Origin of the sequence: Pseudodesulfovibrio thermohalotolerans (assembly GCF_021353295.2) — a bacterium.
GTDB classification, from domain to species: Bacteria; Desulfobacterota; Desulfovibrionia; order Desulfovibrionales; family Desulfovibrionaceae; genus Pseudodesulfovibrio; species Pseudodesulfovibrio thermohalotolerans.
In genome coordinates this window covers 1898400-1910047 of record NZ_CP120635.1, presented here as the reverse complement: position 1 = coordinate 1910047, position 11648 = coordinate 1898400, and the positions used below count along the sequence as shown (strand labels likewise).

The following is an 11648-nucleotide window of genomic DNA, read 5'->3' as shown; positions in this document are numbered from 1 at the left end:
AAACCGGAGAGACCATGGGCCGCGCAAGCATCGGATACATCAACAAGGATTACGAATCGATCCGCCAGGAGCTGCTGGCGAAGATCCCGCAGCTCACCGACCGCTGGACCGATTTCAACCACTCCGATCTCGGCGTCGTCCTGCTCGATCTGTTCTGCGGCGTGGGAGACATGCTGGCCTACTACCTGGACGCCCAGGCGGCGGAGGCCTTTCTGCCCACGGCCCGCCAGCGCCAGAACGTCATCAACCTCTGCAAACTCATCGGCTACCGGCTGGATTCGCCGGTGGCCTCCACCACCACGCTGCGTTTTCGGCTCTCCGCCCCGCTCGGCAAGGATCTGACCATTCCGGCGGGGACGGCCTGCCGCGCCTTGCTGAATGACGGCGAGGCGGATTTCGAGACGGTCGAGGACGGTCTGATCCCGCGAGGCGTGCTCTCGGTGGACATCCCGGCCCGTCAAGGCGTGCGTCGCACCGAGACCTTCACTTCCACGGGGCTGCCATTCCAGCGCATCCGCCTGACCGGCGACGTCATCGCCCAGGGCACCATCACCGTCACGGTGGGGGACGACGCCTGGAGCGAGGTCGATCATTTCCAGGACAGCCTGGCCGACAGCCGTCATTTCATGGCCGACCTGGACGCCCTCGACATCTCCACCCTGATTTTCGGCGACGGGCAAAGCGGCGCTGTACCCGCTCAGGAAAGCGCCATCACCGTCAGCTATCTGCAGACCATCGGGGACCAGGGCAATCTCGGTCCGAACCGGATCACCCAACTGCTGAGCCCGGTCTACCTCGACGGCGGCCAGGTTTCCCTGACCGTCACCAACCCGGTTCCCGCCACCGGCGGCGCTTCGCGGGAAGCCCTCGAACACGCCCGCCGACAGGCACCGGCGGAGCTGCGCAGTCTCTGGAAGGCCGTCACCCTGGAGGATTATCAGGCCCTCGCCGAAGGTTACCCCGGCGTCGCCAAGGCCAAGGTGCTCGACACCAATGCCTGCCAGAACATCCGCTATTACAACGTCCAACTGGCCATCGCCCCCAACGGCGGCGGAATGCCCTCGGCGCTGCTCAAGCGGGACCTCGCCGAGTTTCTCGAACGCCGCAAGGTCATCACGGTCGAGATCAATCTGTTCGATCCGATCTACCGCCCCGTTTCCATCGACGCCGAGGTCTACGTCTGGCCCGGTGAACCACTGGAAAACGTGCGCAGCCGTATCGAAGCCGCGCTCACCGATTTCTTTTCTTTCGACCGGGTCTCCTTCGGGCAGACCATTCACTTCTCCGACCTGGTGGCCCTGATCGACGGCGTGCGCGGCGTCAGCCACATGCACCTCTACGCACCGCAGCAGGACATCGAGCTGCGCCACGGCGAAATCCCGGTCCTCGGCAGTGTCAACCTCGATCTGCGGAGGGCCGGTTGATGTCGGATTGGTTCAAGGACAATCTGCTCGGCCTGCTGCCGCCGCTTTACGAGCACAACGACGAGGCCGGTGACCTGCGCACCTTTCTGAGCCTTCCCGCCGGAACGCTCGACGAGCTCAAGCAGGCCATCGACGACTTCCCGACCATTTTCGACGTCGATCACTGCGACGAGCGCTTCCTGCCGCTGCTGGCGAGACTGGTCGGCCTCGAAGTGGACGGCACCTGTTCGCCGGACTGCCAGCGCCGCCGCGTGCGGGAGGCGGTCGAAATCTATCGCCGCAAGGGCACCATTCCGGCCATCGAACGCGACTTCAACGCGCTCGGTTGGCAGGGGGAACTGCAGGAGACCTTCCGCTCGGCTCTGCGTCTCAATGCCCGCTCCAGACTCAGCAAAGCCAAGCTGCCCGGGCTGGTGTTCAGCCTCGGCGTGTTTCGCGTGCTGTGTCTCAACCAAACTGAGGGGCTGCGCGACGCCCTGGTGTTTCACCACCCGGCGGGCACGCGCTGTTTCTGGCTCCAGTTCCTGCTCGAATGGATCGAAGGCGGCGCGATGCTCGACTTCGGGCATGCCAACGCCGTGCGCCGGATCGTGCTGGCGTTCCTCGACGAAACCTTCGTCCTCGGACGTTCCTCGCTCGGTTCCTGTCGTCACCTGACCAACAAGCAGAGGGCCTGGGAGCTGCTGCAGCTCACCAGCACCACGGAGATGATTCCGGAGATCGACCGGGCCGCCGTGAAGGTCTCCCGTTTTCACGGCCGCCAGAACCGGATGCGTCTGAACCACAAGGCCCTCAACGACTGGCGGTTGCCGCACACCCGCGTCGGCGAAGATCGGGTTTCCTTCTGCACGCCCATCTACACCGGCCGCGACTTCGAAGGGGATGTGCTGGAAAGCGGCTTCGGGCTGGGCGAGAGCCATCTCAACCGCAAGCCGCTGACCCATGGCGAGACCGCGCTGCGCTACTGCTTCCGGCAGAAGGATTTCTTCTTCGACACGCTGGCGGAACCGGTCGAACGGGCGGAAGCCAAGTACGACCTGCGCCTGCCCCTGGAATCCCGGCACCGCCTCTGTTTCCAGCTTGGCCGCGCCAGGCTCAACGAAGGTCTCGATCTCACCACCAACCAGGGCGGCATCAGCAATCTGCTGCTCGCCTCCACCGCTGGCTGCGACGCGGACGTCACCCTGGCCGTCGACCGGATCGACCGATGGCGGCGGAGAGGGCCTGTGTTCCGGCTCAACGCGAACACCCTGAACACCCGGTATCTGAGCAATGCGAATCTGACCGGCGAACGGGCCTCGCTTGAGATCTACGTGGACACAGGTTCTCTCCAGCGCCATCGGGTAGAGACCATGAAGCTGGGCGCGAGCCCGCTCAACACCACCGGCCTGCGCCTCTCCGTGGATCGGACCCGCCCGATGCGCGTCAGCCGCATGCGCCTCAACCAGGCCGGATTCCGCTGGTCGCGGCCGTCCTACCGTTGGCTGTTCCGTCAGCAGGACCTGCACGCGCCCACGCAGGCCGGGTTCGAGGCCGCCACCAATAATTATCGCGCCACCCAGTGGCCCACCTGAAGGAGAACCCATGGCGATTCACCTCTATCTTGACGAAGCGCTGACTCAGCAGATTTCCGAGGGGGATTTCAGCCGCCCCGAGGCCGAGAGCTACAACGGCACCGACGGCGACATCAAGGATCGGCAGCTCTACGTCGCCAACGAGCAGACGAGCCTCCTTACGGCCATTGACGCGGCGCAGACCTCCATCGTCCTGGCCGAACCGCGCTTTGACGACGGCGAACTCATCATCATCGACGGCGAGCAGATGCTCGTCGAAAGCGGCTGCGGCACCGTCAATCTCACCGTGCAGCGAGGCGTTGCCAACACCGCTCCGGCCGCGCACGACGCAGGGACGACCGTCTATTCCGGCTACGACTACACCGGGCTGGTGCTCGATCCCATCGATGAGACCGGCACCGACGAATCGGTCTGGTACCGCCTGGCCCTGACCCAAACCGAACTCGATACCGCCACCCAGGGCGCACCGCTCAACCTCGGTGATAAGGCATTTCAGCAGACGTTGTCTTTCTGGCGGCGCTGCACCGTGCTCCCGGGCACCCCAGTGCAAAACAAACTCGACATCAAGCTGCGCCTGACCGGCACGGAAAACCCGATTCTCTAAAGGCGCATAGATGGCTGGCATCACGATTGATATCGATATTTCCGCAAGGGTGACCCGGCCTTGGGCAAGCGACCTGGACACACGTCAAGTGCTCCTGGGCTCAATCCTGGTGGATACGGATACCGCCAACCGGGTGGTTTGCGCTTTCGAAGCTGAGGTGGATGCGGCGTGCCGTATTCATCAGCCCGTCAATGTGCTGGCGCGGATTCAGGCTGTCGTGTTTGCCGAAATCACCAGGCTGCTCGCCACCGGCCAGGCAGTCCACAACCGCCTGAACCGGAGCGCCGACCTGTGGCTCGTCGTCCATGGCCGTCTGGGCGTCGATGCCGACGCGGCGGTGCGGGTGACGCGCCCCTGGCTGCGGAGCATCGACACCAGCGTCCGGACATCCGGCGCACACATCAGTCTATCCGACACCGTTCAGCGCATCGCGATCCCGGCCGGGCTGCTGGCCGACACGCGCCAGATCCTGTTCGCGGTGCTCATCGATCAAGACCACGAAATTCAGACTTAAAGGAGAACAGCAATGGCACTGGGACTCATCGTCAAAACCGGCCGGATACTGACGGCCAAACTCCTCCTCGGCCAGGCCGTGGACGGCATCACCCACTGCGCCATCGGCGACGGGGATGCCAGCTTCAACGACCCGCAGAATCCACCCGCGCCGGATATCGGCCAGACCGGGCTCAGAAACGAACGCGCCCGCAAGCGCTACTACAAGCGGACCTTCCTCAAGGAGGACGCTGAAGGGGCGCTGCTGGTCAACGGCGTGCGCTATCTCGAAACCGGCGAGGAGACCAACACCATCGGTGTCTTCTTCCGCTTCGACGAGGCCGAGGCCAACGGCATCACCATCCGCGAATACGGCTTCTTCGGCGGCGACGTGCAGTACGTGCAAAGCGTCACCGGGGATCTCGCCATGGGCGGCGTGTTCCATCAGGACACCAACCCGACCGGTGAGGTGGTGCACCCGGGCTACCTGTACGAGGTGAAGAACATTCCCGACTTCAACAAGATTTCCGACACCCGCGTGGAGCTGGTCGGGATCATCAAGATCTAACTGGAGGATTCAAACATGAGCATCTCACGCGAGACATTCGACCCGACCAAGAACTACAAGCGCATCCGCTACCATCAGGATCGCGACCTGCTGGATTCCGAACTCAACGAGCAGCAGGACATCATCAACCTGGAGCGGCGCAAGATCGCCGACATCCTGTTCAAGGAAGGCTCCATCATCATGGGCCTCGAGGTCAGCGCGGCCGCCAACGTCCTGACCCTGGCCCCGGGCGTGGTCTACATCGACGGCCATCTCGAACAGGTGAGCGGCGCGACCCTGACCTATGATCCGGCCACCACCAGCGGAGCCGATTACGTCTATGTGGAGCTGCTGAAGTACAACTACGGCTACACCCAGGACCCGGCCCTGATCAATCCGGCCACCGGCGAGCCCACCGCCGAGCGGGAAAAATGGGCGCTCTCCCTCAAGGCGACGGACACCAGCGGCCAGACGCTGCCCAACAACGTGGCCGAGCGCCGGGTGATCCCGATCTACAAGTTCGACCGGGAGAGCGGCGACGTCACGCCCACGGTGCAGGAGAAGTCCAACCTCTACCTGCGGGATCTGCTGGGCACGCTGCCGGGCAGCCGGATCACCGTCTCCTCGATCACCGAGGACCAGCTCTCCTTCGCCGCCGCCGAAGGGCTCAATTCCCTGATTCAGAATCTGGCCGAACGCACCTTCGACCAGGCCGGAAGCTATCTGGTGCGGGGCTTCGACACCTTCATCGGCGGCGTCGACGACGACAGCGTGGAGGCGATCACCAACGCCGGACGCGCCTACATCCAGGGCTTCCGGCATCAGCGCGATCTGCCCACTTCGACCCTGGTGCCCAAATCCATCGCCACCAAGTCGGTGCGCGGGGAGCAGAAGACCTTCGACATCAACAAGCACCGCTATCCGGTCAACTCCACGCCGCTCAAGGAGACGACCCAGGTGGAGGCCATCGTCGAGATTACCCGCAACGTCACTCGCGGCTCGGTGGGCGGCGGCGAAGACCTGCTCGACCCCAATCCCGTGGTGGACATCCTCGAGGTCAGCCAAGGGGCGACCATCTTCCAGGAGGGCGTGGACTGGCAACAGTCGGGCAACCATGTCGACTGGCTCGGCTCCGGCAACGAACCGGCCATCGGCACCACCTACACGGTGCGCTGGACCTACACCAAGCAGATGGTCAAGGGCACCGACTACGTGGACAGCGGCTGGTTCGGGCAGGCCAACCATCCGGCGGCCGGAAACTACTTCTATCTGGTGACTGCCTACAACGCCACCGGCGAGACGGCCTTCAACGCCGCTGCGGTCATCGCCCGGGCAACCGCCGCCGGGGAGATGAACAAGCTCTCCTGGCTGCCGGTCAGCGGCGCGACTGGCTATCGCGTCTACCGGGCCGCCACCAACGGCGCACGCACCGACTACAAGCGCCTGATGGAACTGGGCAGCGAGGCGCTATCCTACGTCGACGACGGCGTCGAGGAGATCGGCACCGTTTCGCCTCCGGCCACCAACACCGCCGGGCTCACCATGTCGCCAGTGCAGCTCGAGCTGGGTAACCTCAACGTGATCAATTTCGGGCGCGGCAGCCTCGGCGATCAGCCGGTGAACGGCTCCAACTGCAGCCTGGACTACGACTATTACCTCGGCCGCCGCGACATCGTTTACGCCACCACCACCGAGATCAAACGGCTGGAAGGGGCTCCGGCGGATTTTCCGAAGCTGCCCATCGTGCCGGAAAACGCCCTGGGGCTGTGCAGCATCGACTGCCCGCCCAACTCCACCGACATGGAGATCCGCAACTTCGGCCTGACCCGCATCACCATGGACCAGATCCACGACATCATCCAAGACGTCGAGGACCTGAAGTACAACGACGCCCAGTACCAGATGAACAACGAGCTGCAGAACCGGGACGCCCAGACCAAGAAAGGCATCTACTCGGACGACTTCTCGAACACCGCCCAGTCAGACATCTACCACGCCGAATGGGACGCCCGAGTCAACGAGATCGCCCGGTTCGTCGCGCCGGACCGTATTCCGCACTCCACGGTGCTCTCGGTCGATCAGGCGGGCAGCGTTGCTACCTTCTTCGGCAGCCTGGCGCTGTTGCCGGGCAACGAGACCGTGCTGGTGGAGCAGAACGACTGGTCCGAGGAGCGCAACATCAACCCCTATGCCGTGTTCGACAAGCCCCCGGCCATGCTGCAGATCACGCCCAACCTCGGGCGGCGCGGCCAGACCGGCATCGCCGTCACCGGCATCAACTTCACCCCGAGCAAATCCGGCATCGTACTGCGCTGCGACGGCCAGGTGATGGCCAGCAACCTGATCAGCGACGAGGCCGGTCGGGTCAGCGCCTCCTTCACCATCCCGACCAACGCCCGCAACGGCAACCGCATCGTGGAGATGGCCGACGGCGTCTACTCGGCCCGGGCCAGCCTGCAGATCAACGATCCGCTGGTCATCACCCGCATCGAGCGCATCATCGAGAACCGCATCATCCGCGTGCCCGTGGTGCAGGTGGTCTGGCGCACCCAGACCATCTTCGTGCCCCGCGATCCGCTGGCCCAGACTTTCAGCTTCACCCAAAACCAGGTGATTTCCAGCATCGGACTGCAGTTCACCGCCAGGGACCCGAGCATTCCGGTCACGGTGCAGATTCGCGGCGTCACCACCGGTCTGCCCAACGGCGTGGTGTTCGCCGAGAAAGTGCTGGCCCCGAACGAGATCAGCCTGAGCGGCGAGACCCGCATTCGCTTCGACGACCCGTTCTACGCCGAGGCCAACACCAGCTATTCCGTGGTGCTGCTGACCAACAGCACCAATTACAAGGTGCGCACCGCCACCCTCGGCAAGATGGGCCGCTGGGGCATCATCACCCGGCAGACCTACATGGAAGGCGTGCTGCTGGAGAGCTCCAACGCCGAGACCTGGACGCCGCTCAACGGCTCCGACCTGGCGATGAAGATCTACGGCTACAACTTCCAGTCCGAGGGGATGATTCGCTTTCAGCCGATCACCGGCGTGCAGTTCTCCGACATCAACCTCGACGAATACTCGGCCATCCCCCAGGGTACCGGTCTCGACTGGGAATACTCCACCGACGGCGGCGTGACCTGGGACGCCATGGTTCCCGCCGAGGAGGAACGGCTGCCCAACCTCGCCACCCGGGTCCAGATCCGCGTGCGCCTGAGCAGCTCGCTTTCCAACGACACTCCGGCCATCAACTTTCGCGACGTCAACCTGGTGGGCTACCTCAACAAGACCACCGGGGCCTACCTGACCCGCGAGAACGAGCTGACCCAGGGTGTGGAATCGACCAAAGCCTATGTGCAGATGCAGATCCCCAGTGGCACCACCCTGCAGTGGTTCGCCAGCAACGACGGCGGCCTGACCTGGGAGGCGATGACCATCCAGGACACCCGGCCCATCGACGAGAACTGGACCGAGTACACCCTGGTGCGCACCTTCACCGACAACACCGGCAACAAGGTGCGCTACAAAGCCGAGATGACCGGCACGCCGCTGATCTACCCGCGCATCCATTCGCTGGGCGCGACCCTGAGCTAAGGAGGCACGGCCATGATCGTTCGACGCAAAGGCGGCCTGACCGAGTTCATTCCCTCGCCGCAGGAGAAGCGCGACGGGCTGATCCGCGACCATGCCCTGGGCCTGCTCGAAAACCTGCACCAGCGCCTGGCGCGGCTGGAACGGGCATCAAAGCTCCCGGCCGACGAAGCGGAGGCCTTCACGGCGCTGCTGGCGCGGATGCGGGCCGACGAGTCGCGCAACCTCGAGCTGCACGCCAGCCTGATCACCGCTGATACCGCCTCCGGCTGACCGGCTCACTGCCACCGCCAACCCAGAAACCCCGGATACGGCCAGCCCGTTCCGGGGTTTCTGCCGCCTGTGCGCCGCCCAATCCGGCCTAGTTCGCAAGTCATTGAAAATAAACGTGTTAAATGTCGGCTTCGGCTGTTCTTCTACTTGATTTGTGTCCGGAAAGAAGCATTCATGGTGTAAGCGGAGGCTAAAAAGCCTTGCCTGACAACGACTTAGAAGCGCCACGAACGACGGAGGCACGCATGAACCTGAAAGAGATCCACTACGGGATCGAGATCGAGACCGTAAAACGCACCCGGGAACAGATCGCCTGGGCCATCCACTCGGTGGTGGGCGGCACGGTCCGCCATGTCGGCATCCCCAGCAGCTATGACCCCTGGGAGGTCGAGGACCTGCGCGGCCGCGTCTGGAAGGTGGTGGGGGACGCCTCCCTGACCAGCGTCCCGGCCCATCTGCGGGCCGAGGTGGTCAGCCCGGTGCTCGGCTACGACGACATCCCGCAACTGCAGGAGGCGGTCCGGGCCATCCGCCGCGCCGGAGGCAAGATCAACAGCCAGTGCGGCATCCACATCCATATCGACGCCGCGCCCTTCGACGGCAGGCACCTGGGTAACCTGGCCAAGATCATCTACAAGCAGGAGCCGCTGATCCTCCACGCCCTCGGCATCAGCCGCGACCGGCTCAACCGCTACACCCGGCCGGTGAGCGACGAGCTGATCCAGCGCATCGAACAGCATCGCCCCCGCACCAAGGACCAGCTCAACCGCATCTGGTACGGCTATCACAACCGCCAGCCCCAGCACTACGACAACAGCCGCTACCACGGGGTCAACCTGCACAACATCTGGTACCGGGGCACGGTGGAGTTCCGCTGGTTCGAGGCGACCCTCCACGCGGGACGGATCAAGGCCTACCTGCAGTTCTGCCTCGCCGTCGCCGCCAAGGCGCTCAACGGTCGGGCCGCCTCCAGCCGCAAGCGGGACTTCGATCCCCAGAGCGCCAAGTACGACTTTCGAGTCTTCCTGCTCCACCTCGGCCTGATCGGCGACGAGTTTAAGACCGCCCGCAAGCATCTGATGGCCAACATGCCCGGCGACGCCGCCTTCAAGAACGGACGGCCTAAACCGGAGGAGGTCCTTCCGGACGAAACCACCACTCACACCAACGAGGCCGGGCAAGTTCCCGGCCTCACTGTTTAAGGAGGGGCTCCATGAAAATTCTGATCCGCTCCACCCGGCTTTCCGGCGAACCGATCCCCGGCAGCGGGGAAACCCTGCAGGCCGCCGACTGCCTCGAAGTTGTCGAACTGATGCGCGGCCAGACGCCGTTTACCGCCAGCCGAGCGCCCCGGGACTACATGACCGAGGTGCTCTCCGGCATCGAAGGCGGTCCGACCCAGCCGTTGCCGGAGGACGCCGCCGCTGCGGCCGCCGAGTTTCTCACCCGCCTGGCGCGGCACGGCCTGATCGAGTTCCTGCCCGACGACAAGGCCAGCGATCCCTGGCCGGAACGATTCCTCGAAGCCCTGGAAACGGTGCGGCTCTCCGGGCGCACCAACATGCTCGACCACCTGGAGGTGACCCGGCTGACCGCCGAGATGGGCTACCCAGAGGTGGCCGAGTGGCTGACGGGCCACCGGCGCGAGTACGCGGCCTTCGTCCTCGATGGGACAAGACCGCTCGGCAAGAACTTCGGCGGCAAGGAGGACCCGGCTCCATGTGCGGACAAGTAGGCATCATCTTCGGCCGCAAGCGCAGACGGCCGGACGAGCAGGATTACCTGCGCGAGGTCTTCATCCGCATGCTGCTGCACAGCGAGGAGCGCGGCCCGCACGCCTCCGGTCTGGCCTGGCTCAAGATCGACGGCAGCCACCGGATCTTCAAGCGGCCGATGCGGGCGCACGAACTGGTCTACGAGAAGCCGTTCCAGGAGCTGCTCGGGCAGGTCGACAACGAGACCACCATCCTCATGGGCCACACCCGCTGGCGCACCCGGGGCAACGAGTTCAACAACCGCAACAACCATCCCATCCGGGCCGGGATCGTCATCGGTACCCACAACGGCACCATCTACAACGCCGATTATCTGTTCCGCCGTCTCGGGCTGCCGCGCTTCGCCGAAGTGGACAGCGAGCTGATCTTCCGCCTGGCCGACCGCTTCGCGCCCGAAGGCCCCATCGACCAGGAGGGCCTGAAGAAGGCGCTCGCCCTCTGTCGCGGCCAGATGAGCGCCGTGCTGGCCTCGCGGCTCGACCCCGGCACCATCACCGTGCTCAAGGGCAACAAACCGCTCTGCCTGCGCATCCACCGCCAGCACCGGGTGGTGCTCTACGCCTCGGAGCCAGCCTTCATCGACTTTGCCGTGGACTTTGATCCGGGCTGGCGCGAGCTGGAGGTGCCGCCCATGACCATGCTCACCATCCGCCACAAGGATGTGCGGGCCATCGAAAACAGCGAATTCCGCTTCATACCCCAGGAGCGCAAAGGGACACTGCCCGAAGGAGTGAATGCATGAACATTGGAGAACCATCAAAGCTGAACACAAATCCGGAAGACAGTCCCGAGACCATCCTCCGGCTCTTCGTCTACGGCACCCTGAAACGGGGCTATTGGAACCATCAGCGCTTCTGCGCCCAGGCCCGCAGCATCGAACCAGCCGTGGTCTGGGGCAGGCTCTACCATCTCCACGCCGGGTTCCCGGCCATCGAGGTGCCGGAAGGCCTGATCCTGGCCCGGGGCAGTGTTGATCCATTGGCCGACGCCCGCAGACAGCAGGAGATCGGCACGCCGTGCTTCGGCCGCCCGACCGGCGACTGGAATCTGATCCACGGAGAGCTGGTGACCTTCACCGACCCGCAACGCGACCTGCCGCCCATCGACCGGCTGGAAGGCTTCCGGCCCGGGGGGCACAGCATGTACCAGCGGGTGATGGTGGCGGTGCTGTGTGGGCGCACTTCGGTCCCCGCTTGGACCTATTGGATGCCCCGTGTTGAAAACGGCACCCGGCTTGACTCCGGCGTCTGGCATCGAGCGTGATAGAAAATAATCGGTTCAAATCGGTAAAGATCGTTTGACATAGCACATAGTGCCTTTGTATATTGATGAAGTTTTTTAACCTGGGAGAGGTGCGTCCAGTCTCTCCCGTTTCGC

Annotated in this window: 11 protein-coding genes; all 11 read left to right on the top strand. The window is 64.2% G+C overall.

Translation table 11 applies throughout. The features are described from left to right. Window positions 1-14 precede the first annotated feature (14 nt). Window positions 15-1424, top strand: a complete 1410-nt coding sequence (locus LF599_RS08990) for a baseplate J/gp47 family protein (protein WP_279523051.1) — start codon at window positions 15-17, stop codon at window positions 1422-1424. After that, window positions 1424-2998 carry a phage tail protein gene (locus tag LF599_RS08985; protein WP_279523050.1) on the top strand — a complete coding sequence of 525 codons (1575 nt, stop codon included), beginning with the start codon at window positions 1424-1426 and terminating at the stop codon, window positions 2996-2998. Before LF599_RS08990 ends, LF599_RS08985 begins: the two co-directional genes overlap by 1 nt. A 10-nt stretch (window positions 2999-3008) precedes the next feature. After that, complete coding sequence (locus LF599_RS08980; protein ID WP_269941971.1) at window positions 3009-3602, top strand: hypothetical protein; 594 nt, start codon at window positions 3009-3011, stop codon at window positions 3600-3602. A 10-nt stretch (window positions 3603-3612) separates the two neighbouring features. Further along, entirely contained in the window at window positions 3613-4116 is a 504-nt protein-coding gene (locus tag LF599_RS08975) for a hypothetical protein (RefSeq protein WP_269943312.1), read from the top strand. A gap of 12 nt (window positions 4117-4128) precedes the next feature. After that, entirely contained in the window at window positions 4129-4662 is a 534-nt protein-coding gene (locus tag LF599_RS08970; RefSeq protein WP_269943311.1) for a hypothetical protein, read from the top strand. A 15-nt stretch (window positions 4663-4677) separates the two neighbouring features. Next, a complete protein-coding gene (locus tag LF599_RS08965) occupies window positions 4678-8226 on the top strand; it encodes a DUF4815 domain-containing protein (RefSeq protein WP_279523049.1) in 3549 nt (1182 codons plus the stop codon). A gap of 12 nt (window positions 8227-8238) precedes the next feature. Beyond that, a complete protein-coding gene (locus LF599_RS08960; RefSeq protein ID WP_028588143.1) occupies window positions 8239-8496 on the top strand; it encodes a hypothetical protein in 258 nt (85 codons plus the stop codon). A gap of 245 nt (window positions 8497-8741) precedes the next feature. Next, complete coding sequence (locus LF599_RS08955; RefSeq protein ID WP_028588142.1) at window positions 8742-9698, top strand: amidoligase family protein; 957 nt, start codon at window positions 8742-8744, stop codon at window positions 9696-9698. Window positions 9699-9709: 11 nt separating this feature from the next. Next, complete coding sequence (locus LF599_RS08950; protein ID WP_011367003.1) at window positions 9710-10231, top strand: DUF5049 domain-containing protein; 522 nt, start codon at window positions 9710-9712, stop codon at window positions 10229-10231. Beyond that, a complete protein-coding gene (locus LF599_RS08945) occupies window positions 10216-11013 on the top strand; it encodes a glucosamine 6-phosphate synthetase (RefSeq protein ID WP_011367004.1) in 798 nt (265 codons plus the stop codon). Before LF599_RS08950 ends, LF599_RS08945 begins: the two co-directional genes overlap by 16 nt. Then, window positions 11010-11534, top strand: coding sequence for a gamma-glutamylcyclotransferase family protein (locus LF599_RS08940; RefSeq protein WP_279523048.1), 525 nt, complete (start codon window positions 11010-11012; stop codon window positions 11532-11534). Before LF599_RS08945 ends, LF599_RS08940 begins: the two co-directional genes overlap by 4 nt. The last annotated feature ends 114 nt before the right edge of the window (window positions 11535-11648 follow it).